20 protein-coding genes are annotated in these 25558 nt (G+C 62.4%); 9 read left to right on the top strand and 11 right to left on the bottom strand.

Translation table 11 applies throughout. The annotated features are described in order from the left end of the window. Positions 1-87 precede the first annotated feature (87 nt). Positions 88-1398, top strand: a complete 1311-nt coding sequence (locus tag HX811_RS15475; RefSeq protein ID WP_003209595.1) for an MFS transporter — start codon at positions 88-90, stop codon at positions 1396-1398. A gap of 126 nt (positions 1399-1524) precedes the next feature. Here the strand turns inward: HX811_RS15475 and purT are convergent, their stop codons facing one another. The 5 genes from purT to HX811_RS15450 all read right to left on the bottom strand — a co-directional run bounded on the left by purT (position 1525) and on the right by HX811_RS15450 (position 4786). Continuing rightward, positions 1525-2706: a formate-dependent phosphoribosylglycinamide formyltransferase gene (gene purT, locus HX811_RS15470; RefSeq protein ID WP_023659130.1), complete on the bottom strand. Its 1182-nt coding sequence runs from the start codon at positions 2704-2706 to the stop codon at positions 1525-1527. A 69-nt stretch (positions 2707-2775) separates the two neighbouring features. Continuing rightward, positions 2776-3243: a hypothetical protein gene (locus HX811_RS15465; RefSeq protein WP_003209599.1), complete on the bottom strand. Its 468-nt coding sequence runs from the start codon at positions 3241-3243 to the stop codon at positions 2776-2778. Between the two features lie 164 nt (positions 3244-3407). Further along, a complete protein-coding gene (locus HX811_RS15460) occupies positions 3408-3623 on the bottom strand; it encodes a DUF1289 domain-containing protein (RefSeq protein WP_177046457.1) in 216 nt (71 codons plus the stop codon). Beyond that, on the bottom strand, positions 3620-4144 hold the full coding sequence (locus HX811_RS15455; protein WP_008438249.1) for a gamma carbonic anhydrase family protein: 525 nt from the start codon (positions 4142-4144) through the stop codon (positions 3620-3622). The genes HX811_RS15460 and HX811_RS15455 overlap by 4 nt, the downstream gene beginning before the upstream one ends. A 39-nt stretch (positions 4145-4183) precedes the next feature. Continuing rightward, the gene (locus HX811_RS15450) at positions 4184-4786 is read right to left on the bottom strand and encodes a CoA pyrophosphatase (protein ID WP_003209605.1); all 603 of its coding nucleotides are present in this window, start codon (positions 4784-4786) and stop codon (positions 4184-4186) included. Positions 4787-4932: 146 nt separating this feature from the next. Between HX811_RS15450 and HX811_RS15445 the strand changes: the two genes are divergently transcribed. The 7 genes from HX811_RS15445 (at position 4933) to nagE (ending at position 13446) form a co-directional block, all read left to right on the top strand. After that, positions 4933-5481 carry an NUDIX hydrolase gene (locus tag HX811_RS15445; protein WP_003209606.1) on the top strand — a complete coding sequence of 183 codons (549 nt, stop codon included), beginning with the start codon at positions 4933-4935 and terminating at the stop codon, positions 5479-5481. Between the two features lie 42 nt (positions 5482-5523). Further along, positions 5524-6027 carry a murein L,D-transpeptidase family protein gene (locus HX811_RS15440; protein WP_003209608.1) on the top strand — a complete coding sequence of 168 codons (504 nt, stop codon included), beginning with the start codon at positions 5524-5526 and terminating at the stop codon, positions 6025-6027. A 263-nt stretch (positions 6028-6290) separates the two neighbouring features. Further along, complete coding sequence (locus tag HX811_RS15435) at positions 6291-7049, top strand: GntR family transcriptional regulator (RefSeq protein ID WP_003209609.1); 759 nt, start codon at positions 6291-6293, stop codon at positions 7047-7049. 10 nt (positions 7050-7059) lie between these two features. Continuing rightward, a complete protein-coding gene (gene nagA, locus HX811_RS15430) occupies positions 7060-8166 on the top strand; it encodes an N-acetylglucosamine-6-phosphate deacetylase (protein ID WP_177046456.1) in 1107 nt (368 codons plus the stop codon). Beyond that, entirely contained in the window at positions 8147-9169 is a 1023-nt protein-coding gene (locus tag HX811_RS15425; protein WP_177040149.1) for an SIS domain-containing protein, read from the top strand. Before nagA ends, HX811_RS15425 begins: the two co-directional genes overlap by 20 nt. A gap of 36 nt (positions 9170-9205) precedes the next feature. Beyond that, positions 9206-11713: a phosphoenolpyruvate--protein phosphotransferase gene (gene ptsP / locus HX811_RS15420; protein ID WP_177046455.1), complete on the top strand. Its 2508-nt coding sequence runs from the start codon at positions 9206-9208 to the stop codon at positions 11711-11713. Between the two features lie 74 nt (positions 11714-11787). Next, entirely contained in the window at positions 11788-13446 is a 1659-nt protein-coding gene (gene nagE / locus HX811_RS15415; RefSeq protein WP_218166742.1) for an N-acetylglucosamine-specific PTS transporter subunit IIBC, read from the top strand. Positions 13447-13625: 179 nt separating this feature from the next. Here nagE and HX811_RS15410 read toward each other — a convergent pair whose 3' ends face one another. Both HX811_RS15410 and purL read right to left on the bottom strand, forming a co-directional pair. Beyond that, positions 13626-13937 (bottom strand): NGG1p interacting factor NIF3, encoded by a 312-nt coding sequence (locus tag HX811_RS15410; protein WP_087695123.1) that lies wholly within the window; start codon positions 13935-13937, stop codon positions 13626-13628. Positions 13938-13941: 4 nt separating this feature from the next. Next, positions 13942-17838 carry a phosphoribosylformylglycinamidine synthase gene (gene purL / locus HX811_RS15405; RefSeq protein WP_177046454.1) on the bottom strand — a complete coding sequence of 1299 codons (3897 nt, stop codon included), beginning with the start codon at positions 17836-17838 and terminating at the stop codon, positions 13942-13944. A gap of 287 nt (positions 17839-18125) precedes the next feature. Between purL and mltF the strand changes: the two genes are divergently transcribed. Further along, complete coding sequence (mltF, locus tag HX811_RS15400) at positions 18126-19586, top strand: membrane-bound lytic murein transglycosylase MltF (RefSeq protein ID WP_087695124.1); 1461 nt, start codon at positions 18126-18128, stop codon at positions 19584-19586. 137 nt (positions 19587-19723) lie between these two features. Here mltF and HX811_RS15395 read toward each other — a convergent pair whose 3' ends face one another. The 4 genes from HX811_RS15395 to treC all read right to left on the bottom strand — a co-directional run bounded on the left by HX811_RS15395 (position 19724) and on the right by treC (position 25540). Continuing rightward, a complete protein-coding gene (locus HX811_RS15395) occupies positions 19724-20020 on the bottom strand; it encodes a PTS transporter subunit EIIB (RefSeq protein ID WP_177046453.1) in 297 nt (98 codons plus the stop codon). A gap of 1 nt (position 20021) precedes the next feature. After that, positions 20022-22553: a phosphoenolpyruvate--protein phosphotransferase gene (gene ptsP, locus HX811_RS15390; RefSeq protein ID WP_177046452.1), complete on the bottom strand. Its 2532-nt coding sequence runs from the start codon at positions 22551-22553 to the stop codon at positions 20022-20024. Between the two features lie 48 nt (positions 22554-22601). After that, the gene (locus tag HX811_RS15385) at positions 22602-23822 is read right to left on the bottom strand and encodes a carbohydrate porin (protein WP_087695126.1); all 1221 of its coding nucleotides are present in this window, start codon (positions 23820-23822) and stop codon (positions 22602-22604) included. 71 nt (positions 23823-23893) lie between these two features. Beyond that, a complete protein-coding gene (gene treC / locus HX811_RS15380) occupies positions 23894-25540 on the bottom strand; it encodes an alpha,alpha-phosphotrehalase (RefSeq protein WP_177046451.1) in 1647 nt (548 codons plus the stop codon). Between the last annotated feature and the right edge of the window lie 18 nt (positions 25541-25558).

Here is a 25558-nt window from a genome sequence, read left to right as displayed (position 1 = left end):
AGCCGCCCCGCGCACAACCCTGATCCATGGGTGTTCGACCAATAATAATCCGCGTCCAAACGCGCAATGACCGTCAGGGATACCTCAATGAGCACCACCTATAACGAGACGGCGACCGCCGCCCCGACCAACTCGACGGCCCGGGTCGCCACCGCGAGCATCATCGGCACCGCCATCGAGTTCTACGACTTCTATATCTACGCAACTGCCGCCGCGCTGGTGATCGGCCCGGTGTTCTTCCCGCAAACCTCCGGCACGGCGCAGATGCTCGCCTCGTTCCTGACCTTCGGTATCGCGTTTATCGCGCGGCCACTGGGCTCGGCGCTGTTCGGCCACTTTGGTGACCGGATCGGTCGCAAGTCGACACTGGTCGCCTCTTTGCTGCTGATGGGCGTGTGCACCACGCTGATCGGCTTGCTGCCCGGATATGACAGCATCGGGGCCTGGGCACCGATCCTGCTCTGCGTACTGCGCTTCGGCCAGGGCCTCGGGCTTGGCGGCGAATGGGGCGGCGCGGCGTTGCTGGCCACCGAGAACGCCCCGAAGGGCAAACGCGCCTGGTTCGGCATGTTCCCGCAGTTGGGCCCGTCGATTGGCTTTCTGGCGGCCAACGGGCTGTTCCTGATCCTGGCCATGAGCCTGAGCGACGAGCAGTTCCGCAGCTGGGGCTGGCGCATTCCGTTCATTCTCAGCGCGGCGCTGGTGATGGTGGGGCTGTATGCGCGGCTCAAACTGCATGAAACGCCGGTGTTCGCGAACGCCGTGGCCAAGGAAGCGCCGGTGAAGGTGCCGCTGGTGGAACTGTTCAGCCAGCATTGGCTGCCGGTCCTGCTGGGTGCGGCCTCGATGGTGGTGTGTTATGCGCTGTTCTATATCACTACGGCGTTTTCCCTGAGCTACGGCGTGTCTACGCTGGGCTACAGCCGTGAAACCTTCCTCGGGCTGTTGTGCTTCGCGGTGCTGTTCATGGGCGCGGCGACGCCGCTGGCGGCGTGGGCCAGCGACCGTTACGGGCGTAAGCCGGTGCTGATTGTCGGTGCGATCCTGACCATCCTTTCCGGCTTCACCATGGAGCCGTTGCTGACCCACGGTTCAACCTGGGCCGTGGCACTGTTCCTGGCGCTGGAGCTGTTCCTGATGGGCGTGACGTTTGCCCCGATGGGCGCGATGTTGCCGGAACTGTTCCCGACCCGCGTGCGTTATACCGGTGCTTCGGCGGCGTATAACCTGGGTGGGATCGTGGGTGCGTCGGCGGCACCGTTCTTCGCGACCAAGCTGGTGGCGATGGGCGGTTTGAGTTATGTCGGCGGGTATGTGTCGGCGGCAGCGGTGATCAGCTTGATTGCTGTGTTGTGCCTGAAAGAGACGCGCAATAACGATTTGAACAAGGTCGCCTAATGATGATCATTCCCACGCTCTGCGTGGGAATGCATCCGGTGACGCTCTGCGTCACGCCCTTAAGAGCGGACGCGGAGCGTCCAGCGCGGCATTCCCACGCGGAGCGTGGGAACGATCGGCGGGGGGTTACAGCTCGACAACAACCGCTTTCGAAGCACGGGTCGCTTTAGCCCGCGCTGCCTCAATCGACTCATCCCGCGCCAACGCCACGCCCATACGGCGCTGGCCATTCACTTCCGGCTTGCCGAACAGACGCAACGCCGTATCCGGCTCGCTCAAGGCTGCACCCAGGTTGGAAAACGCCGTCTGGGTCGACTTGCCTTCCACCAGGATCACCGCCGAAGCCGAAGGCCCGAACTGACGGATCAACGGGATCGGCAGGCCGAGAATTGCCCGCGCATGCAGGGCGAACTGCGACAAGTCCTGGGAAATCAGGGTCACCAAACCAGTGTCATGGGGGCGCGGCGATACTTCGCTGAACCACACCTGATCGCCCTTGATGAACAGCTCGACACCAAACAGGCCACGACCACCCAGGGCCTCGGTCACTGCCTTGGCAACGCGCTCGGACTCTGCCAGTGCAATCGGGCTCATGGCCTGTGGCTGCCAGGATTCCTGGTAATCGCCCTTCTCCTGACGGTGACCGACAGGCGCGCAGAAGGTAGTGCCGCCAATGTGCCGCACGGTCAGCAGGGTGATTTCGTAGTCGAAGTCGATAAAGCCTTCGATGATCACGCGACCCTTGCCGGCACGCCCGCCTTCCTGGGCGTAGTCCCAGGCTTTCTGCACGTCATCGGCGCTGCGCAGCAAGCTCTGGCCCTTGCCCGACGAACTCATCACCGGCTTGACCACGCACGGGAAGCCCAGGTCGGTGACGGCCTTGCTGTAGTCCTCGAAGGTGTCGGCGAAGTGGTACGGCGAGGTCGGCAGGTCCAGCTCCTCGGCGGCCAGGCGACGGATGCCTTCGCGGTTCATGGTCAGCAACGTCGCGCGGGCGGTCGGGATCACGGTGAAGCCTTCGGCTTCCAGCTCCACGAGGGTGGCGGTGGCGATCGCTTCGATTTCCGGCACGATGAAGTGCGGCTTTTCGGCTTCGATCACGGCACGCAGCGCGGCGCCATCGAGCATGTTGATCACATGACTGCGGTGGGCAACCTGCATGGCCGGCGCGTTGGCGTAGCGATCCACGGCAATCACTTCAACGCCCAGGCGTTGCAGTTCGATTACCACTTCCTTGCCCAGCTCACCGCAGCCACACAGCATTACGCGGGTCGCGGTTGGCGACAATGGAGTTCCGATTCGGGTCATCTCAGGTCCTCAGGGGAGCGGATCGTGGGGAGAAAGGCCGGCATTTTACATGAACTGTAAGGATTGGCTTCAGTTGGCGACGCGCTGCCGGCGCAAACGCCAGGCCATGGCCAGCCACACCACGGTAACGCCGGCGAATTTCGACACCAGGGCAGTGCCGGCGACCGCGGGCGTCAAGGCGCCGATCAGGCCGAAAAAGATGAAGGTATCGAGGGGGATACTCAGCGCCGAACTTATCCACAGGCGGTCGTGGAGTGGGCGCTTGGTGATGCTGAACACCAGCCAGTCAATGCATTCGGACACCGCGAACGCCGTGGCGCTGGCCAGGGCGATGGACGGATCGGAGGTGATATAGGACAGCACCAGCGCCGCCAGCATGGCGATGATCGCGCCATGGCCGAAACGGGTTTGCACCATGTCCCGCAGGACAAATACCAGGCCGCCCCAGGCAGACCAGATGACATCCAGGTGCGGAGCGGTAGAAAAGGCGAAGTTGATCAGCACGACGCTGCTGATGTAGGCAATCAGGAAGAACATGGGGCGAGGGACCTGTGAACAAGGGGCACAGGGTACTTCACATTTGGAAATATGTCGTCTGGGCGGGCCCTTTCGCGAGCAAGCCCGCTCCCACATTTTGAACGCATTCCTCCAAGACAAACGCAATCAAATGTGGGAGCGGGCTTGCTCGCGAAAGCGGTCTATCAGGCGCCGGACTTCCCCGGAATCATCCACACCAGCCCACTCGCCTTCGCCCGCTCATGGCACAACCCCAACACCACCCGGCGCTCGGCGTTGTCCATGCGACTCCAGCGGGTAATCTCTTCCACCGTGCGCTGGCATCCCGTGCAGATATCATCGTGATCCAGCGCGCAAATGCTCACGCAAGGCGACGCTAACGGCCGTTCAGATACGGTCATTCTTCCTGCTCAACCAGATCACGGGCATACCGCTGGGCGTTATGCACATAGTGCGCAGCGCTGGCCTCAAGCATCTTCTTCTGCACGTCGGTCAGCTCCCGCACCACCTTGCCCGGCGAGCCCATCACCAACGAACCATCGGGAATTTCCTTGCCCTCGCCGATCAGCGAATTGGCGCCGATGATGCAGTGCTTGCCGATCTTCGCCCCGTTAAGAATCACCGCATTGATGCCAATCAGGCTGTAATCGTCGACGGTGCAGCCATGCAACATGGCGTTATGGCCGATGGTCACGCCGGTGCCGAGGGTCAGCGGGTAACCCATGTCGGTGTGCATCACGCTGCCGTCCTGCACGTTGCTGTTCTTGCCGATCAGGATCAGCTCGTTGTCGCCGCGCAACACCGCGTTGAACCAGACGTTGGCGCCCTCCTCCAGCTTGACCTTGCCCACCAGCGTGGCATTGGGGGCCACCCAGCTGTTGGGATGGGTTTCGACTCGGGCGTCGCCCAGGCGGTATTTCATAGGTGGATCCTCACGGCAGGAACGATGGCCATCTGGCTCTTAGGTATTGATGAAGCTTTTCGGCGGTCGATGCAGGCTGATGTCGGCATCGTCATAGAGCAAATTGATCAGTTCGACAATCATGATCGCCGTCAGGCCCCAGATCTTGTATTCGCCAAACCGGTAACTGGGCACGTACCAACTGCGGCCCTGGTAATCGATACGGTGGGTATGTTCGCGCGGGTCCTGGCGAAAAAACTCCAGGGGCACGCTGAAAACAGCGGCGATCTCGGCGTCATTGGCCAGGTATTCGACGTAATCGGGGATAACGCCTACATAAGGCGTGACACGGATACCGTGCAGGGAAATCAGCGGGCTCAACGGGCCGATGACTTCCACCAGGCCCGGCGGCAGGCCGATCTCTTCTTCGGCTTCGCGCAGCGCGGTGAAGATCAGGTCCGGGTCTTCCGGGTCGCGGCGCCCGCCAGGGAATGCCACTTCGCCGCCATGGGTGGATAACCCGCTGGCGCGCAAGGTCAGGATCAGCTCGGGTTCGTCACTGCGGGTGATCGGCACCAGTACCGCCGCTTCCGGGAAACGACCGTCGGTCTCCAGCGTGTGGGGCGTATGATTGCTTACCCGGCGAAGTAGCTCGTCCAGCATGAGTCATCTCGGTCTGTTGGCTACCTTGCATCATGCACCAAACCTTGCGCACGCCCAACCCCAAAACCCTGGCCATGTCGCTAAACGACAACTTGCAGCCCATACCCGGTCACGCCAAGATAGGCGCACTCTCCAGGAACCCCAGCATGAACTTCTGCAGCCAGTGCGGTAAACCGGTCACCCAGCGCATTCCCGAAGGCGACGCACGCTTGCGTTATGTCTGCGATCACTGTCAGACCATTCACTACCAGAACCCCAATATCGTCGCGGGCACCGTACCGGTGTGGGGCGACCAGGTGCTGCTGTGCCGGCGCGCCATCGAGCCGCGCCTGGGTTTCTGGACCTTGCCCGCCGGCTTCATGGAGAACGGCGAGACCGTCGAGCAGGCCGCCATGCGCGAAACCCTCGAAGAAGCCTGCGCCCGGGTGCGCAACCTGAGCATCTACACCCTGATCGACGTGCCTCACATCAGCCAGGTGCACATCTTCTACCGGGCCGAACTGATCGACCTGGATTTTGCCGCCGGCCCCGAAAGCCTTGAAGTGCGCTTATTCGATGAAGCCGACATCCCTTGGTCCGAGCTGGCTTTCCGCACGGTCGGGCGTACCTTAGAATGCTTTTTTGCTGACCGTCGGCAACAGTCGTATCCGGTGCGCAGCGAATCGGTGCCGCCGCTGACCCAGTTGGCCAAATAACAATCCAGGCGGCACGTAGTCTTTTCAGGGGATACCGTTTCAATGCGTTGGTTGCTTGCTCTGATCTGCCTGTCGTTTGCCACGCTGTCGCCAGCCTCCACCCAAGTGATCCTGGGGGGCAAACCCGTCGAGAAAATCCTGGTGCTCAAGTCCGCCCATCAGTTGCAACTGATCAATGACGGCAAGCCCCTCAGGACCTACCGCATTTCCCTGGGCAAGAACCCCAAGGGCACCAAGCTGATGGAAGGCGACCGCCGCACCCCGGAAGGTTTCTACTGGATCGACTGGCGCAAGACCAGCGACCGCTTCAACCTGGCCATGCACATCTCCTACCCCAATATCAGCGATTCCGCGCGCGCCCGCCGCGAAGGGGTCAAGCCCGGCAGCATGATCATGATCCACGGCACCCCCGACGCCGAGGACTACCCCGAAGAGCTGTTCCATACCCTGGACTGGACCGACGGCTGCATCGGCATGCGCAATGTCGACATGCGCGAAGTCTGGAACCTGGTGAAAGACGGCACGATGATCGAGATTCGTCCGTAATTTCCTGCCCCTCGTAAAATAATTCAAAAAAAATTCCCGCCCCATGGGTGGCCTGCCGGTGAATACCAGTTCACCTCGGCAAGCTGCGCGCTTCTGCCTGAAATAAAGACCTCTCTAATACCACTTGAATTGGCGCACTATTAAGGCGCCCACAAACGCTCGCCTGCACTGTTTTCGCTGCATTGACATGGTATTTAAGTGGTATTAGCTTGCGATCACTACCGGGCGACAACACTCCAATAACCGCATCGGAAACCGACACGATGAACCCCATCCTGGCCCTGCGCCCCGACGATAAACAATCGACGCCGCTGTACCTGCAACTGGCCCGCAACCTCGAAGCCGCAATTCATGCCGGCCAGTGGAAATCCGAGCAGGCATTGCCGTCAGAACGTGCCCTCAGCGAGCAACTGAGCATTTCCCGGGTGACCGCCCGCAAGGCGCTGGAAGTGCTGTTCGAACAAGGCCTGATCCGTCGCAGCCAAGGCTCCGGAACCTTCATCACGCCACGCCTGGAACAACCGCTGTCGCGCCTGTCGGGCTTCAGCGAAATGCTCCGGCTCAAGGGCTTTGTGCCGACGTCCCAGTGGCTCGAGCGCGACATCACCCCGCCGACCCATGAAGAATTGATTCGCCTGGGCCTGTCACCCAGCGACAAAGTCGCGCGGCTCAAGCGTTTGCGTAAGGCCGACGACACGGTGATGGCGATTGAAATGACCGCCATGCCCGCCTCCGTCCTCCCCCACCCGCAGGCCATCGGCAACTCGCTCTACGAATACCTGGAAAGCATCGGCAAACCCATCGTGCGCGCCCTGCAACACATCCAGGCGATCAACGCCTCGGACGAGTTCGCAGCCCTGGTGGGCATCGCCCCCGGCACCGCCATGCTGCTGATGACCCGGGTGGGCTACACCGCCGACAACACCCCGATTGAAATCACCGACACCTACTGCCGCAACGACTACTACGACTTCGTCGCAGAACTGCGCCGCCACGACTATTCCGCTGAACTGCGAATTTAGAGAACTGCCCATGTCCGAAGACAATATCCTCACGCCACACGGCTGGATTCGCGGCCGCCTGGTGCACCAGCACGGCAAGGTCACTGCCGTAGAAGGCAGCCCGTGCAACCCGGCTGACAACGACCTGCCGTACCTGCTGCCAGGCTTTATCGACCTGCACGTGCACGGCGGTGGCGGCAAAGACATCATGGAAGGCACCGACGCCTTCCACACCATCACCCGCACCCACGTGCGGTTTGGCACCACCTCGCTGCTGGCCACCACCATGACCGCGCCGGTGGATGAGATTTCCCGCGTGCTCGGCGAGATCGGCACCTATTGCGAAAACCGCCCGACCGGCACCGCTCGCGTCCTGGGCGTGCACCTGGAAGGCCCCTACATCAATCCGGGAAAACTCGGCGCACAACCGAACTTCGCCCACACCGCCTTGATGGCCGAAGTCGAAGAATACCTGCGCCTGGCGCCGATCCGGGTGATCACCATTGCTCCGGAAATCGCCGGCCATGACGGCCTGATCCGCGCCCTCAGCGAACGTGGCGTGCGCATGCAGATCGGCCACACCCTGGGCAGCTACGAAGAAGGCGTCGCCGCCCTCGCCGCCGGGGCCACCAGCTTTACCCACTTGTACAACGCCATGAGCCCGCTGCATCACCGCGAGCCCGGCATCGTCGGCGCGGCCCTGGCCCACGCCAAATACGCCGAGTTGATTCCCGACCTGCTGCACGTGCACCCCGGTGCCATGCGCGTGGCGCTGCGCTCGATCCCGTGCCTGTACTGCGTCACCGATTCCACCGCCGCCGCCGGCATGCCCGACGGCGAATACAAGCTGGGCAGCCACACCGTGACCAAGTGCCTGGGCGGCGTCCGCCTGGCCGATGGAACGCTGGCCGGCAGCACCCTGACCATGGACCAGGCGCTGCGCAACCTGGTGAAGATCGGCCTGCCGATCAGCGAAGCCTCACAACGCCTGTCGCAATTTCCTGCGGACTACCTGGGCCTCGAAGAACGCGGTCGCCTGCAACCCAGCAGCTTTGCCGACTGCGTGCGCCTGGACCGCTCCCTGCACCTCACCGACGTAATGGTCGAAGGAGAAACCATTGACTTCAAAAATGCTTGAAGAGGCCCTGGCCTCCTGCGAGGCCGTCGAGGCTCAACTGCAACGCCTGGACCCATTGCTGGAGGAAGTCGCCGGCCGCCTGCGTCGCCAGCCGCCGCAAGTGGCAATGACCATTGCTCGCGGCAGCTCGGACCATGCCGCCAGTTACTTCGCCTACCTGACCATGCAACACCTGGGGATTCCGGTGGCGTCGCTGCCGATGTCGGTGGTGACCATGCTGCAATCGCCGCTCAAGGTCAGCGGGCAAGTGGCGTTCGGTTTCTCCCAGTCGGGACAGAGCCCGGACCTGGTCAACAGCCTGCGCCTGTTGCGCAAGCGCGGCGCCTTGAGCATCTCGATGGTCAACGCCGAAGACTCGCCACTGGAAGCCGCCTGCGAATTCCATGTGCCGCTGTGCGCCGGGCCGGAACGCAGCGTCGCCGCCACCAAAAGCTTTATCGCGACCCTGAGCGCCAGCGCCCAGCTGATCGGCCACTGGAATCAGGAAGACGAGTTGCTGCAAGCCTGTAAGGCACTGCCCGAAGGTTTGCGTGAAGCCGCCAGGCAAGACTGGAGCCTGGCCATCGACGCCCTGCGCGACTGCCAGCAACTGATGGTGATCGGCCGTGGCGCCGGTTTTGCCATTGCCCAGGAAGCCGCGCTCAAGCTCAAGGAAACCTCGGCGATCCAGGCCGAAGCCTTCAGCAGCGCCGAAGTGCGCCATGGCCCGATGGCTCTGATCGATGACAACTACCCGCTGCTGGTCTTCGCCCCACGCGGCGCCGAACAAGCCGGCCTGCTGAGCCTGGCCGCAGATATGCGCCAGCGCGGTGCCCGCGTGCTGCTGGCCGCTCCCGATGACATCGCCGAGCGCGACCTGACTCTGAGCCGCGCCGAACACCCGGCCCTGGACCCGATCCTGGCGATCCAGAGTTTCTACGTGATGGCCGCCGGTTTGGCAGAGGCCCGGGGCATGGACCCGGACCAACCGCGTCACTTGAGCAAAGTGACCCGCACCCACTGAGTTGATTGCAGCGTTTTCCTGATGAGTACCGTGCCCATGTCCCACAATAATAAAGACCTCACCCTCAGCGCTCCCCTCAGTGGGCCGGTGCTGACCCTGGGCGACGTTCCCGACGAAGTGTTCGCCAGTGGCGCCATGGGCGACGGCATTGCCATCGACCCGCTCAACGATTGCCTGCACGCGCCGTGTGATGGCGTGATCATCCACGTCGCCCGCACCGGGCATGCGCTGACCATTCGCGCCGATAACGGCGCTGAATTGCTGATGCACGTGGGCATCGACACGGTGGAATTGAATGGCGAAGGCTTTGCGCTGCTGGTCAAGCAAGGTGCGCGGGTCAGCAAGGGCCAGGCACTGGTCCAGTTTGATCTGGACCTGATTGCGCGGCAGTGCAAAAGCCTGGTCAGCTTGATCATCCTGACCAACAGCGAGCTGTTTGAGCTACGGCCGATCACCTTGAAAACAGTGAAGGTCGGCGAGCCGCTGCTGCATGTGGTTGCACGGTTGGCCGGTGCAGCGAAAGTGATTGATGAGTCGGTCACCGAAGCCAGCGCGACTATTCGCATCACCCATCGTGGCGGCCTGCATGCGCGCCCCGCTGCCTTGATCCGCAAGACTGCACAGGCATTCAGCAGCCAGTCGCAGCTGCATTTCGCTGGCAAGTCGGCTTCGTGCGACAGCCTGATCGGCTTGATGGGCCTGGGGATTGGTGAGCAGGACGAGGTGCAGGTCACCTGTCGTGGCAAGGATTGTGAAGCGGCGCTGCAAGCACTGATCGCTGCGCTGTCGGTGGAAGTTGGCGAAGCGCATCACGCTCCAGTGGCCGTCGCCCCACGCCGCGCGAATACCGAAGCCGGAGTACTGCAAGGCGTGTGTGCCGCGCCGGGGTTGGTCTGCGGCCCGTTGTTCCGCCTGAACGGAATCGAGCTGCCGGTGGACCCGGGCAACAACGCCCCGGATGAACAGCTGCAGCACCTGGACAGTGCCCTGGAACAGGTGCGTAGCGAAATCCGCCACACCCTGGACCAGGCCCGTCAGCGCAAGGATGTGGAGGAAGAAGAGATCTTCGCCGCCCACCTGGCCCTGCTGGAAGACCCTACGTTGCTGGAGGCCGCCACCGCCGCCATCGAACAGGGCAGCGCCGCCACTCACGCCTGGCGCGATGCGATCCAGGCCCAATGCGCGGTGCTGCTGGCACTGGGTAAACCGTTGTTCGCCGAACGCGCCAACGACCTGCGCGACTTGCAGCAACGCGTGCTGCGGGCGTTGCTGGGCGAGGCCTGGAATTTTGATTTGCCGGCCGGCGCTATCGTCTCGGCCCATGAGCTGACCCCATCGGATCTGCTGCAACTGAGCAATCAACACGCCGCCGGTATCTGCATGGCCGAAGGCGGCGCGACGTCTCATGTGGCGATTCTGGCGCGGGGTAAAGGCTTGCCGTGCGTGGTTGCACTGGGCACTGAATTGCTTGATGTGCCCCAAGGCCAGCGCGTGGTGCTGGATGCCGCCAACGGCCGCCTGGAGCTGACGCCGGATGATGCGCGCCACGCCCAGGTTCACCAGTTGCGCGATGCACAGAAACTGCGGCGCCAACAGCAGCACGCGCAGGCTCAAGGCACCGCCAGCACTCAGGATGGCGTGCGTATTGAAGTGGCCGCGAATGTCGCCTCCAGCGTCGAAGCCCTACTGGCCTTCGAGAATGGCGCCGATGGCGTCGGCCTGCTGCGCACAGAATTTCTCTTCGTCGACCGCCGCACTGCGCCCGATGAACAGGAGCAGCGCCAGGCCTACCAAGCCGTGCTGGATGCCATGGGCGACAAATCCGTGATCATCCGCACCATCGACGTCGGCGGCGACAAGCAACTCGACTACCTGCCGCTGCCGTTCGAGACCAACCCGGTGCTGGGCCTGCGGGGCATTCGCATGGCCCAGGTACGCCCGGAACTGCTGGACCAGCAACTGCGTGCCCTTCTCCAGGTCAGCCCGCTGGAACGTTGCCGCATCCTGCTGCCAATGGTCAGCGAAGTCGACGAACTGCTGCACATTCGCCAGCGCCTCGATGAACTGTGCGCCGAACTGGAGCTGACCCAACGCCCGGAACTGGGGGTGATGATCGAAGTGCCCGCGGCGGCGCTGATGGCCGAACAACTGGCCGAGCACGCGGACTTTCTGTCCATCGGCACCAATGACCTATCGCAGTACACCCTCGCCATGGACCGCGACCACGCCGGCCTCGCCGCCCGGGTCGATGCCATGCACCCGGCGCTGCTGCGGCTGATCGCCCAGACGTGCATCGGCGCGGCCAAGCATGGGCGCTGGGTCGGTGTGTGCGGGGCGCTGGCGTCCGACCCGCTGGCCACGCCGGTGCTGATCGGTCTGGGCATCAGCGAGCTGTCCGTCAGCCCGCCGCAGATCGGAGAAATCAAGGACCGTGTCCGTCACCTGGACGCAGCCCAATGCCGGCAACTGAGCCAAAGCCTGCTTAACCTGAGCAGCGCCAAAGCCGTTCGCCAAGCCTGTCAACACCACTGGCCGCTGAGCTGAAAACAACAAGAATAGGGAGACACGCCGTGTACCAATATTTTATCGAAGGGCTGCAACGCCTCGGCCGTGCGCTGATGCTGCCGATCGCGATTCTGCCGATCGCCGGCCTCCTGCTGCGGCTGGGCGACACTGACCTGCTGAACATCGCGGTGATGCACGACGCCGGGCAGGCGATCTTCGCCAACCTGGCGCTGATCTTCGCCATCGGCATTGCCGTGGGTTTTGCCCGCGACAACAACGGCACGGCGGGCCTGGCAGGCGCCATCGGTTACCTGGTGATGGTCTCAACCCTCAAGGTGATGGACGCCAGCATCAACATGGGCATGCTCGCGGGCATCGCCAGCGGCTTGATGGCCGGTGCCCTTTATAACCGCTTCAAGGACATCAAGCTGCCGGAGTACCTCGCATTCTTTGGTGGGCGACGGTTTGTGCCGATTGTCACTGGGTTCTCCGCAGTGGCGCTGGGGGTGATCTTTGGTTTGATCTGGCCACCCGTGCAGCAAGGCATCAACAGCTTCGGCGTGCTGCTGATGGAAAGCGGCAGCTTTGGCGCGTTCGTGTTTGGCGTGTTCAACCGCCTGCTGATCGTCACCGGCTTGCACCATATCCTCAACAACATGGCGTGGTTTGTGTTCGGCACCTTCACCGACCCGACGACCGGCGCGGTAGTGACCGGCGACCTGACTCGCTACTTTGCCGGCGACCCGAAAGGTGGGCAGTTCATGACCGGCATGTTCCCGGTAATGCTGTTCGGCCTGCCGGCGGCGTGCCTGGCGATGTACCGCAATGCACTGCCGGAGCGGCGCAAGATCATGGGCGGGATTTTCCTGTCGATGGCGCTGACCTCGTTCCTGACCGGGGTCACCGAGCCGATCGAATTTGCCTTCATGTTCCTCGCGCCGTTCCTGTACCTGGTGCATGCGCTGCTGACCGGGTTGTCGATGGCGATCACCAACATGCTCAACATTCACCTGGGCTTTACCTTCTCCGGTGGGTTTATCGACATGGTGCTGGGTTGGGGTAAATCCACCAACGGCTGGTTGGTATTCCCGGTTGGGCTGGCGTATGCGGTGATCTACTACAGCGTGTTCAATTACTGCATCCGTCGCTTCAATTTGAAGACGCCGGGGCGCGAGGATATTCAAGTCGCGCAGGCTGAGGCCATGACCGATAACCAGCGGGCCGGCGCTTACATTCGCGCGCTGGGTGGTGCAGAGAATCTGCTGAGTGTGGGTGCTTGCACGACGCGTCTGCGGCTGGACATGGTGGATCGCAACAAGGCGGTGGATGCCGAGCTGAAAGCACTGGGTGCCATGGCGGTGGTTCGGCCGGGCAATGGCGGGAGTTTGCAGGTAGTGGTCGGGCCGATGGCGGACAGCATTGCCGATGAGATTCGGTTGGCGATGCCTTCGTATGTTGCGGCGCCTGCGGTGGTGGTAGCGCCTGTTGAGAAGAGCACACCAGTGAATGTGCATGAGGCCGAGAAATGGCTGAGTGCGCTGGGCGGTCGGGCCAATGTATTGCAACTGGATGCGGTGGCGATGACGCGGCTGCGAGTGGAGCTGGGGGATGGTTCGGTGTTGTCGGAATCCCAACTGACTGCGCTAGGTTGCCAGGGGGTTAGCCAGCTTGAGAGTGGGGTTTGGCACTTGCTGATTGGTGACAAGGCTTCGGGGTTGGGTGAGGCGTTGGAGCGGTTGGTCAGTGGCCGTGAGGTTGGGGTAAAAGCCTGAATCTTTGCTGAGCATCAGGGCCTCTTCGCGAGCAAGCCCGCTCCCACATTTTGATCGGTGCCCGTCATGGCAACGCGGTCAAATGTGGGAGCGGGCTTGCTCGCGAATGGCCGTGACAGGCAACAAAAAACCCGCTGACCAAACTGGCCCAGCGGGTTTCTTGTTTTGCAGCCAGCGAATCAAAAATCCGCCAACTGCCACACCTCATACGCCGGTGTCTCGTACGGATGGCTCAGTTTCAACGCAGCCACCACAGCCACGATCAACTCATCCGCCACCACCAACTCAACCTTCCACTCTTCAACCACTTCAACCTGCCCGACCTGCCCGATAAACGGCTGGCTGCCGTCCATCGCGCGGAATTGGCCCTGGCCCAGTACCTGCCAGGCGCAGCTGTCGTAGTTGCCGATGCGCCCGCCGCCGGCTGCGAAGACGGCGGTTTTCACCGTCTCCACGTGGCTGTCGGGCACAAAGAAGCTGAGCTTGTACACCGCCTTAGTTCACCCAGACGCGAGCGTTACGGAACATGCGCATCCACGCGCCGTCTTCGTTCCACTCTTCCGGGCGCCACGAGTTCTGCACGGCGCGGAACACACGCTCCGGGTGCGGCATCATGATGGTGACGCGACCGTCGCGGCTGGTCAGCCCGGTGATCCCGCGCGGCGAGCCGTTCGGGTTGGCCGGGTAGCCTTCGGTGACCTTGCCGTGGTTGTCGACAAAACGCAGGGCCACAGTACCGGACAGGTCGGCTTCCAGCAGTGCTTCTTCGCTGGCGAATTCCGCATGGCCTTCACCGTGGGCGATGGCGATTGGCATGCGCGAACCGGCCATGCCTTGCAGGAAGATCGAGTTGGATTCCTGTACCTGGACCATCGCAACCCGCGCTTCGAACTGCTCGGAGCGGTTACGCACAAAGTGCGGCCAGAACTCGCTGCCCGGGATCAGTTCGCTGAGGTTGGACATCATCTGGCAACCGTTGCACACACCCAGGGTGAAGCTGTCATTACGCTCGAAGAAGCCCTGGAACGCGTCACGGGCACGGCTGTTGAACAGGGCCGACTTGGCCCAGCCTTCACCGGCACCCAGTACGTCGCCGTAGGAGAAACCACCGCAGGCAACCAGGCCTTTGAACTCATTGAGGTCGACGCGACCGGCGAGGATGTCGCTCATGTGCACGTCGATCGCATTGAAGCCGGCACGGTCGAACGCCGCCGCCATTTCCACCTGGCCGTTGACGCCCTGCTCACGCAGTACGGCCACTTGTGGGCGGATGCCTTTCTTGATGTAAGGCGCGGCGATGTCCTGGTTGACGTCGAAGCTGAGCTTGGTGCTCAGGCCCGGATTGTCTTCTTCCAGGATCACCTCGAATTCCTGCTCGGCGCAGTCGGCGTTGTCGCGCAGGCGCTGGATCTGGTAGCTGGTCTCGGCCCACTGGCGTTGCAGCAGGCGGCGCTGGCCTTCAAACACGGTTTCGCCGTTGAAGACGATGTTGATTTCACCGTTGTTGATCGGCTGGCCAATCACGGCCACGCAGTCGCCCAGGCCAGCGGCGCTGAACTGTGCGAGTACGTCCGGGGTTGCGTCCTGGCGAACCTGGATAACGGCGCCCAGCTCTTCGTTGAACAGGATTGCTGCGATGTCAGCGGAAGTTTCTGCCAGGCCATCGAGGTTCAGGCTCAGGCCGCAGTGACCGGCGAAGGCCATTTCCACGGCGCTGGTCAGCAAACCACCGTCGGAACGGTCGTGGTAAGCCAGCAGGTGGCCGTCGGCGTTCAGGCCCTGGATCACGGCGAAGAAAGCTTTCAGGTCTTCGGCGTCGTCGACGTCCGGGGCCTGCTTGCCGAGCTTGCCGTGCACCTGGGCGAGGATCGAGGCGCCCATGCGGTTCTGACCGCGACCGAGGTCGATCAGGATCAGGTCGGTGGTGCCCTTGTCCATGCGCAATTGCGGGGTCAGGGTCTGGCGAATGTCAGTCACTGGCGCAAAGCCGGTAACGATCAGCGACAGCGGCGAGGTGACGCTCTTGTCCACGCCTTCATCGTTCCAGCGGGTGGCCATGGACATGGAGTCCTTGCCCACCGGAATGGTGATGCCCAGCTCAGGGCACAGCTCCATGCCGACCGCTTTCACGGTGTCGTACAGGCGCGCATCTTCACCCGGGTGACCGGCAGCGGACATCCAGTTGGCCGACAGCTTGATGTCGGAGATCTTGGCGATACGCGAAGCCGCGATGTTGGTCAGGGTTTCGCCGATGGCCATGCGGCCCGACGCCGGGGCGTCCAGCAGCGCCAGCGGAGTCCGCTCGCCCATGGCCATGGCTTCACCGGTGTACACGTCGAAGCTGGTAGCGGTGACGGCAACGTCAGCCACCGGGACCTGCCACGGGCCGACCATTTGATCACGGGCAACCAGACCGGTAATGGTGCGGTCGCCGATGGTGATCAGGAAGCTTTTGCTGGCAACGGCCGGGTGGTGCAGGACGCGCTCCACGCAGTCGGCGATGGCCAGGGTCGACGGATCGAAATCGTCGCCCAGTTCGTTTTCACGCACGGCCGAACGGTGCATGCGCGGGGCTTTGCCCAGCAGCACTTCCAGCGGCATGTCCACCGGGCTGTTGCCGAAGTGGCTGTCGGTGACCGTCAGTTGCGGCTCGGCAGTGGCTTCGCCGACTACCGCAAACGGGCAGCGCTCGCGCTCGCAAATCGCCTGGAAGCGTTCGAAGTCTGCAGGACCTACCGCCAACACGTAGCGTTCCTGGGATTCGTTGCTCCAGATTTCGTGCGGGGCCATGCCCGGCTCGTCGTTTGGAATGTTGCGCAGTTCAAAACGGCCGCCACGGTCGCCATCGTTGACCAGTTCCGGGAAGGCGTTGGACAAGCCACCTGCGCCGACGTCGTGGATGAAGCTGATGGGGTTCTTGTCACCCAGTTGCCAGCAACGGTCGATGACTTCCTGGCAACGGCGTTCCATCTCAGGGTTTTCACGCTGTACGGAAGCGAAGTCCAGGTCGGCCGAGCTGGTGCCGGTGGCCATGGAGGAAGCGGCGCCGCCACCCAGGCCGATCAGCATCGCCGGGCCACCGAGGACGATCAGCTTGGAGCCGACCAGAATCTCGCCTTTCTGTACGTGTTCGGCGCGGATGTTGCCCATGCCGCCGGCCAACATGATTGGCTTGTGGTAACCGCGCACTTCATCGCCACGCGGGGTGGTGATGGATTGCTCGAAAGTACGGAAGTAACCGGTCAGGGCCGGACGCCCGAATTCGTTGTTGAACGCGGCGCCGCCCAGCGGGCCTTCGATCATGATGTCCAGCGCGGTGACGATGCGCTCAGGCTTGCCGTACGGCACTTCCCACGGCTGTTCGAAGCCCGGGATCTGCAGGTTGGACACGGTGAAGCCGGTGAGGCCAGCCTTTGGCTTGGCGCCACGACCGGTTGCACCTTCGTCGCGAATCTCGCCGCCGGAACCGGTGGCTGCGCCCGGGAACGGGGCAATCGCGGTCGGGTGGTTGTGGGTCTCGACTTTCATCAGGATGTGCACCGGCTCCTGCACCGCGCCGTACTGGCGGGTTTCAGGGTCCGGGAAGAAACGGCCGGCGACAGAGCCGACGATGACCGAGGCGTTGTCCTTATAAGCCGACAGAACGCCTTCGCTGTGCATCACGTAGGTGTTCTTGATCATGCCGAACAGGCTTTTTTCCTGGCTCTGGCCGTCGATGTCCCAACTGGCGTTGAAGATCTTGTGGCGGCAGTGCTCGGAGTTCGCCTGGGCGAACATCATCAGTTCGATGTCGTGCGGGTTGCGCTTCAGGCCGATGAAGGCGTTGACCAGGTAGTCAATTTCGTCTTCGGCCAGGGCCAGGCCCAGCTCGGTGTTGGCGGTTTCCAGGGCGGCACGGCCACCACCGAGCACGTCAATCGCGGTCAGCGGCTTGGGTTCGGCGTGGCTGAACAGACCGGCGGCCTGTTCCAGCTGGCTGACGATGATCTGGGTCATGCGGTCGTGCAGGCTGCTGGCGATCAGCTCGGCCTCGGCCTCGCTGAACTGGCCTGCTACATAGAAGGCAATCCCGCGTTCCAGGCGCTGGATTTTGTCCAGGCCGCAGTTGCGGGCGATGTCGCTGGCCTTGCTCGACCAGGGCGAGATGGTGCCGAACCGTGGCAGAACCAGGAACAAGCGGCCCGCAGGCTCTTGAACTGGAACGCTGGGACCGTACTTCAGAAGGCGCGCCAGCACTTGCTGTTCGTCGGCGGTCAAAACGCCGGTAACGTCGGCGAAGTGAGCAAATTCAGCATACAAGCCACTGACAGAAGGTACCTTCTGGCTCAGTTGCTCAAGGAGTTTGCTGTGGCGAAAGGCAGAAAGGGCAGGAGCGCCGCGCAGGATCAACATCTTCGGGACAGCCTCGGGAAGGGGGTGTGCTTTGAGGCCGTGCATTCTAGCGTAAACCGTCGCCAACGGCACCCGAAACGGCACCAGTGGCCGCAGCCGGACGTCAGTTGGCATAAATCGCACGATATCATATGGCCATACAGGCTATTCCGGGCAGTTATTTTAACCGTCACAATCGGCTGCCAAGCCCCGTTTCTGCGGGCTGCAGCCAAGGTTTACGGGCGCTAGCAGACAAGTGCCCCGCTGTCGAGATATGGCGCCGAGGGTCCTTTGCGTATACTGCGCAGATGTTCTCCCCTACTGCTTTACGCCCGCGATGCGCCAAATGGCTCTTCGTTACCGGACTCTTCCTGCTGCTCAGTGCGTGTGTGGATAAACCCAACACGCTCGAGCGAATCAAGGAGGATGGCGTATTGCGGGTGGTCACCCGAAACAGTCCGGCCACTTATTTCCAGGACCGTAACGGCGAAACCGGCTTCGAATACGAACTGGTGAAACGTTTTGCCGACGAGTTGGGGGTAAAGCTCGAGATCGAGGCGGCCGACAACCTGGATGACCTGTTCTCGCAGATCGGCAAACCCAACGGCCCGGTACTGGCCGCCGCCGGCCTGGTCAGCAGTGAGCAGCGTCGCCAGCAAGTGCGTTTCTCCCACCCTTATCTGGAAGTCACCCCGCAGATCATCTACCGCAACGGCCAGTCCCGGCCGACCACCGCGGCAGACCTGGTGGGCAAGAAGATCATGGTGCTCAAGGGCAGCACCCACGCCGAGCAACTGGCGCAGCTGAAAAAACAGTTTCCCGGGATTGAATACGAAGAGTCCGACGCCGTTGAGGTGGTCGACCTGCTGCGCATGGTGGATGAGGGCCAGATCGACCTGACGCTGGTGGACTCCAACGAAGTGGCGATGAACCAGGTGTACTTCCCCAACGTGCGGGTGGCCTTTGACCTCGGTGACGCCAGCCATCAAGCCTGGGCGGTTGCCGCCGGTGAAGACAACAGCCTGCTCAACGAGGTCAACAACTACCTCGACAAGGTGGAAAAGAACGGCACGCTGCAACGCCTGAAAGATCGCTATTACGGGCACGTCGATGTACTCGGCTACATGGGCGCCTACACCTTCGCCCAGCATCTGCAGCAGCGCCTGCCCAAATACGAGAAACACTTCCGGGCCTATGCCAAGGAAGAAAAAGTCGACTGGCGCCTGCTGGCGGCCATCGGCTATCAGGAATCACTCTGGCAGCCGGCGGTGACCTCCAAGACCGGCGTGCGCGGCCTGATGATGCTGACCCAGAACACGGCGCAGGCTATGGGCGTGTCCAACCGCCTGGACGCTAAGCAGAGCATCATGGGCGGCGCCAAGTACCTGGCCAAGATCAAGGATGAGCTGGACGACAAGATTGCCGAGCCGGACCGCACCTGGTTTGCCCTGGCGGCGTACAACGTCGGCACCGGCCATTTGGACGACGCGCGCAAGCTGGCCGAAAAAGAAGGCCTGAACCCGAACAAGTGGCTGGACGTGAAGAAGATGCTGCCGCGCCTGTCGCAGAAGCAGTGGTACAGCAAGACGCGTTATGGCTATGCCCGTGGCGGTGAGCCCGTGCATTTTGTGGCGAACATCCGGCGTTACTACGACATTCTGACGTGGGTGACGCAGCCGCAGCTGGAAGGCAACCAGGTGGTCGAAGGCAACCTGCATGTGCCGGGTGTGGACAAGACCAAGCCGACGGAAGAAACCCCGCCGCTGTAATCCCCCGATTCTCCAAACACCACAAAACCAATGTGGGAGCGGGCTTGCTCGCGAAGGCGGTGGTTCAGCCAGCACATGGATTGACTGACACACCGCCTTCGCGAGCAAGCCCGCTCCCACATTTGATCTTCGTCGTCTTATAGAGCGGTGTTCAGGCCGGTAAGCAGGTGCACCACCCCACCCGCCAACACCATCACGCCCGGCACGCCTGCCGCCTTGAGCGCCTGTGCATCCAACCGCCCCACATCCTGCAACTGCACCCGCACTCGGGTCAGTGCTACCCGCTGCTGCGACTTGAGATTCTCCGCGCCGCCCAGCGCATTCAGCACTGCCGGGGCCAACAGTGTTTCGCTCACTGGAGCTGCCTGCGGCGCTTCATGCACCAGATCCGGCGTCAGGGCCTTCCAGAACGCCCGCTGAAATTTCTCGAACATGTCAGTTCTCCACAACCAATGAGGTTTCAACGGTAGCCGCGTGATACAGGCGTAACGCCTCGCGAACCTGCGACGCTTCTTCCAGGCCCAGCACCTGGCGGGCGATGGATTGGCAGTCCGCCAGGTCCAGCTCGCGCACGGTAGCCTTGATGGTCGGGATCAGCGGCACGCTGACCGACAACTCATCCACCCCCAGCCCGATCAGCACCGGCACCGCCAGCGCTTCAGACGCCAACGCCCCACACACGCCGACCCACTTGCCATGGGCATGGGCCGCCTTGACGGTGGCGGCGATCAGGCGCAGCACCGCCGGGTGAAAGCTGTCGGCCTGGCTGGCGAGGCGCGGGTGATCGCGGTCCATGGCCAGGGTGTATTGGGTCAGGTCGTTGGTGCCGATGGAGAAGAAATCCACCTCCGGCGCAAACAGATCGGCCATCAATGCCGCCGATGGCACTTCGATCATGATTCCCAGCTTCGGCAGTTCCGTCAGCCCCAGGGCCAGCGCCTCCTCTTCAAGAATCTGCCGCGCCAGGCGCAGCTCCGAGAGCAGGCTGACCATCGGCAACATGATGTGCAAACGGGCGAAACCGGCACTGGCGAGAATTGCACGGAATTGTTCACGCAACAGTTCCGGGCGCTCCAGGCACAGGCGAATCCCGCGCAGGCCAAGGAACGGGTTGGTCTCGCTGTCCATCGGCACATAGGCCAACGGCTTGTCGCCACCAACGTCGAGGGTGCGCACCACCAGATTGCGCTGCGGGCCCAATGCACGGGCGATGGCGCTGTAGGTGCCCGCCTGCTCCTCGGGGCTCGGCGCGCGGTTGCGGTCCAGGTAGAGGAACTCGGAACGCAGCAAACCAACGCCTTCGCCCCCCAGGGACAATGCCTGCTCCACCTCCTGCAACGATGCGACGTTGGCCGTCACTTCGACATGATGACCGTCGCGGGTCGTAGCGGGCAACGACGCCTGCTCCACTTCCCGCTGGCGGCGCAGCACTTGTTGTTGGCGGCTGGCTTGCAAGTGTTCGATCTCGGCCAGGTCCGGGTCCAGGTGCAACTCGCCCTTGTCGGCATCCAGCAGCACTTGCTTGCCGTTGGCCAGTTCCAGCACCTGCGCCGGCACCCCGCAGATGGCCGGCAAGCCAAGGGCGCGGGCGAGAATGGCGACGTGGCTGGTAGCGCCGCCGCCCACCGTCACAAAACCCAGCACCTTGCGCGTGTCGAGGCTGGCGGTTTGCGAGGGAGTCAGTTGTTCGGCAATCAGGATTGCCTGCTCCGGCAAATCCCAGGCGCTGTCCTGAACCCCGAGGATCAATTTCAGCACCCGCTGGCCAACGTCTGCCAGGTCGGCAGCGCGCTCGGCAAGCAAGGCGTTGCCCAGGCCCTGGAAGAGCGTGGCGGTGGCCTCGGTGGCGCTGTTCCAGGCGAAGGCCGCGCTCTTGCCCTGGTCCAGCAGGTCGCGGGTTTGTTCCAGCAGGGCCGGATCGTCCAGCAACTCCTGATGGGCGCGGAAGATCTCGGACTGGGCAGTGCCGACGGCCTTTTCCTGCAGGGCTTGCAGCGCCTGATTGGCGTTGTTCAGGGCATGGGTCAGGGCCGCACGTTCCAGCGCTTCACCTTTGCCGGTCTCTACGAACGTCAGTGCCGGCTCCTTTACCTGCACCACTTGGCCAAACGCCGAACCGGGCGAGGCGCACACGCCGCGCAGCAAGGTCGCCGATGAATCAGGCGCCACGGGTGCAGCGTCAGGTTGATGAGCCGCGACGGTTTCGCCGCAGCCTTCGGCCAGCAAGGTCACCAGCGCCTGGATCGCCGCTTCGGCATCCTCGCCGGCCGCGCTGACTTGCAAGGTGTCACCCTGCACCGTTTGCAACGCCATGATCCGTACCAGCGACTTGGCGTTGGCGCTCTCGGTTTGCTTGTGCAGGTAAATACTCGCCTTGAAGCCTTTGGCCGCCTGCGCCAGCACCGCCGCCGGGCGCGCATGCAGGCCGTTGGCGTTGGGCAAGGTCAGTGGCCTGGAGAACAGGGCGTCACCCTCCTCGTCTTTCACCTCGTCGGCAACGGCTTGCGGCGTGACTCGCAGCAGTGGCTGCCCCACGTCCACCAGGCCCTGCTCGGGCGTCAGCAGCTTGAAGGGCTCGCCACTGACCACCAGCATCAGGGTCAGCAAACTACGGGCATTGAGCGCCACGTAGTCGGCATCGAATTCAATCAGCGGTTGCCCGGCTTCCACCCGCTGGCCTTCCTCGACCAATCGGGTGAAACCCTTGCCCGCCAGGTTCACGGTGTCCAGGCCGATGTGCATCAGCACCTGGACGCCGTTGTCATCGGTGATGCTCACCGCATGACCACTGTCCTGGATATTGCTGATCACCCCGGCCAGTGGCGCGCAGAGGGTCTGCGAGGTCGGATCGATGCACAGGCCATCGCCGATCAGGCGACTGGAGAACACCGGATCAGGCACCTGGTCCAGGGCGAGCAGCACCCCGGACAATGGCGCCAGCAATTCCAGGGATTGGGTTGTGGTCATGACTTCACCTGCTGTTTGGTTCTGTAAAAATCATTGGGCATCGACGGCTTATTTCCACCAGTACTCAACCTGCACACCAAAGTTGGAGCCATGCAACGCCGAGCCATAACTGCCGGTGTCGGACAACGCCGAACCTGCCGCCAGTTCATTGGCCGCACGCTTGGCCGCTTCGTTCCAGGTCGCGTAGGTGTAATACAAGCGCACTTCCGGTCGTGCCCAGAAATCCGGGCCTTTGGGCGACCAGGTCGGGGCGAACGTAAATTTGCTCAGCTTGCGCGTGCCACCGGTAGCCTCGACCTGATCATGACCGAGTTCGGTGACCAGCTTGAACTGTTCGGAAATCGCATAGGCCGGGCGCACGCCCAGCGACATCCAGGTCTGATCCTGGCTGCCCGGGCGAATATCCTTCTGGTACACGGCCTCGATCTGCCCGCCAAACCGTGGCGTCACTTGCCAGTCGAAGAACTCCACTGCGCGGTAGCTCTTGCTGCTTTTATCGAGGAAGGTATCGCCGGTATAACCGAGGCCGGTGCCGGGGCCTTCGCCGTACTGCAGGGCAAATTTGTTGCGCCCGCCGAGGAAGGGTTTCTGCACATGCTGGGCGGTAATGGCCCAGCCGCTGTTGGTGTCACGGCCACCAGCTTTTTCGATGTAGCTCAAGCCCAGTTCCAGCTCGCCGCCGGGATTGGTCTTGAAGCCGGCCACGTTGAAGTCGTGACGGGTGGCGTATTCTTTCTGGTACAGGTTGTCCTTGCGGGAAAGCGCGTAGCTGTATTTCAGGTCGCCGATTTTCACGTCCTCGATACCGCCGCCCGTGGCGCTCTGGTTCCAGTAGTAGAAGTCGGAGATATGGATGTCGTTTCGTTTGTAGTAGCGCCGGCCGGCCCACAGCGAACCGCCGTTGAGGCTGGGGATGTTCGACCACTGCGCATACATCTGCGGCATGCGTGCCGAGCCGTTGTCTTCGCCCTGGAACTTCAGCGCCCGGTCGTACTTGTTGTACAGCGAAGCCATGGCGTCGACGCTGAACACCGAGCCGTCGTCGAGGGTCAGCAGGTCCTGGCGCAATTCGAGTTCGGCGTACTGCTCGCACTCGTTGCCCAGGCGGTATTTGGATTGTGCACCCGGCAACTGGAAGCACTGCTGCTTGCCACTGCCGGTTGAAGTCCCCGCACCGCTACGCAAGTAGCCGGCAAATTCCAACGCCTGGGCTGCCATCGGCAAGGTCAGGCAGGATGCAACGAGGCCCAGCTTTATTGTTGTTTTCATGAAGCACTCCGATATTTTTATTATGTTTTTTTAAGCGCCCCGGCTCTCCCGCGCCGGGGGTAAAGCGGGTCTCAGTCCTTGAGATGCAGCACAAACGATTCATACGGGCGCAGCGAGACTTGGCTCGAGCGCTGTGGGCAGTCGTCGTAGTTGCTGATCAGCAGGCGTTGCTCACTCGCCGCCGTCAGCAGGCCATCGGGCAGTTCGATCTGGCAGGGCGTGCCGTAGAAGTTGTTCAGCACCAGCAGGCGTTCGCCGTGGCCTTCGCGCAGGTACGCCCAGACCTGGGTGTGCTGTGGCAGCAGTTGGCGGTAAACGCCTTCCTGAATCAGCGGCTCATGCCGACGCAGCTTGATCAGCGCACGGTAGTGATGCAGTACCGATTGCGGGTCATTCAGCTCGCTTTGCACGTTGATCTGCGCGGCGTTGGCCGGGATGCCGATCCACGGTTCGCCGCGACTGAAGCCAGCGTTTTGCTCGGCATTCCATTGCATCGGTGTGCGGCTGTTATCGCGGGACTTCTGCATGATCGCCGCCATGCTCGATGCCTCGGACTCACCGGCCTCACGCTTGAGCCGATAGATGTTCAGCGTCTCGACATCCCGGTATTGGTCGATGGTGTCGAAGCCCGGATTGGTCATGCCCAACTCTTCGCCCTGGTACACGAAAGGCGTGCCCTGGAGGAAGTGCAGCGCAGTGGCGAGCATCTTCGCCGAGACCACGCGGTGCTCGCCGTCGTCACCAAAACGCGAGACCACCCGCGGCTGGTCGTGGTTACACCAGAACAGCGCATTCCAGCCGCCACCGGCCTGCATGCCGAGTTGCCAGTCGGACAGAATCTGCTTGAGTTGCAGGAAGTCGAAGTCGGCCGCGACCCACTTCTGCAGGTTCGGATAGTCGACTTTCAGGTGGTGAAAGTTGAAGGTCATCGACAGCTCTTTCGACTGTGGATTCGAATAACGAATGCAGTGCTCAAGGCTGGTGGACGACATCTCGCCGACGTTGATCAGGTCATGCCCCTCGAACACTTCGCGGTGCATTTCCTTCAGGTATTCATGCACGTTCGGGCCGTCGGTGTAGAAGCGCCGACCGTCGCTGTTGTCTTCCGGAAAATCCGCCGGCTTGGAGATCAGGTTGATCACGTCCAGGCGGAAACCGCCCACGCCCTTGTCGCGCCAGAAGCGCATCAGCTTGAACACTTCGGCGCGCACCTTGGGGTTGTCCCAGTTCAGGTCGGCCTGGGTGTGGTCGAACAGGTGCAGGAAGTACTGGCCGGTCTGCGCCTCGTATTCCCAGGCCGAGCCGCCGAACTTGGATTCCCAGTTGTTCGGCTGGTCGCGCCAGATGTAGAAGTCGCGGTACGGGTTGTCGAGGCTGCTGCGGGCCTGCTGGAACCACTCGTGTTCGATGGAGGTGTGGTTGACCACGATGTCGAGCATCAGCGTGATGCCGCGCTTGGCGGCTTCGCTGATCAGCAGGTCGCAATCGGCCATGGTCCCGTAGCTCGGGTCGATGGCGTAGTAGTCACTGATGTCGTAGCCGTTGTCGCGCTGGGGCGAACGCAGGAACGGGGTGATCCACAGGCAGTCGACGCCCAGCCACTTCAGGTAATCGAGCTTGTCCACGATGCCCAGCAGGTCACCGGTGGCGTTACCCGCGTGGCTGTGGAAGCTTTTGGGGTAGATCTGGTAGATCACCGAATGTTGCCAGTTTTGCATGACGGGTTCCTTCAATCT

The organism is Pseudomonas sp. F8002, assembly GCF_013385495.1.
Classification (GTDB): Bacteria; Pseudomonadota; Gammaproteobacteria; order Pseudomonadales; family Pseudomonadaceae; genus Aquipseudomonas.
This window is presented reverse-complemented; position numbering and strand designations above follow the sequence as displayed.

Bases quoted from the DNA above. Each gene is read 5' to 3' on its own strand.
- HX811_RS15475 (WP_003209595.1), top strand. From the start codon at position 88: ATGAGCACCACCTATAACGAGACGGCGACCGCCGCCCCGACCAACTCG.
- purT (WP_023659130.1), bottom strand. From the start codon at position 2,706: ATGACCCGAATCGGAACTCCATTGTCGCCAACCGCGACCCGCGTAATG.
- HX811_RS15465 (WP_003209599.1), bottom strand. From the start codon at position 3,243: ATGTTCTTCCTGATTGCCTACATCAGCAGCGTCGTGCTGATCAACTTC.
- HX811_RS15460 (WP_177046457.1), bottom strand. From the start codon at position 3,623: ATGACCGTATCTGAACGGCCGTTAGCGTCGCCTTGCGTGAGCATTTGC.
- HX811_RS15455 (WP_008438249.1), bottom strand. From the start codon at position 4,144: ATGAAATACCGCCTGGGCGACGCCCGAGTCGAAACCCATCCCAACAGC.
- HX811_RS15450 (WP_003209605.1), bottom strand. From the start codon at position 4,786: ATGCTGGACGAGCTACTTCGCCGGGTAAGCAATCATACGCCCCACACG.
- HX811_RS15445 (WP_003209606.1), top strand. From the start codon at position 4,933: ATGAACTTCTGCAGCCAGTGCGGTAAACCGGTCACCCAGCGCATTCCC.
- HX811_RS15440 (WP_003209608.1), top strand. From the start codon at position 5,524: ATGCGTTGGTTGCTTGCTCTGATCTGCCTGTCGTTTGCCACGCTGTCG.
- HX811_RS15435 (WP_003209609.1), top strand. From the start codon at position 6,291: ATGAACCCCATCCTGGCCCTGCGCCCCGACGATAAACAATCGACGCCG.
- nagA (WP_177046456.1), top strand. From the start codon at position 7,060: ATGTCCGAAGACAATATCCTCACGCCACACGGCTGGATTCGCGGCCGC.
- ptsP (WP_177046455.1), top strand. From the start codon at position 9,206: ATGTCCCACAATAATAAAGACCTCACCCTCAGCGCTCCCCTCAGTGGG.
- nagE (WP_218166742.1), top strand. From the start codon at position 11,788: ATGCTGCCGATCGCGATTCTGCCGATCGCCGGCCTCCTGCTGCGGCTG.
- purL (WP_177046454.1), bottom strand. From the start codon at position 17,838: ATGTTGATCCTGCGCGGCGCTCCTGCCCTTTCTGCCTTTCGCCACAGC.
- mltF (WP_087695124.1), top strand. From the start codon at position 18,126: ATGTTCTCCCCTACTGCTTTACGCCCGCGATGCGCCAAATGGCTCTTC.
- HX811_RS15395 (WP_177046453.1), bottom strand. From the start codon at position 20,020: ATGTTCGAGAAATTTCAGCGGGCGTTCTGGAAGGCCCTGACGCCGGAT.
- ptsP (WP_177046452.1), bottom strand. From the start codon at position 22,553: ATGACCACAACCCAATCCCTGGAATTGCTGGCGCCATTGTCCGGGGTG.
- HX811_RS15385 (WP_087695126.1), bottom strand. From the start codon at position 23,822: ATGAAAACAACAATAAAGCTGGGCCTCGTTGCATCCTGCCTGACCTTG.
- treC (WP_177046451.1), bottom strand. From the start codon at position 25,540: ATGCAAAACTGGCAACATTCGGTGATCTACCAGATCTACCCCAAAAGC.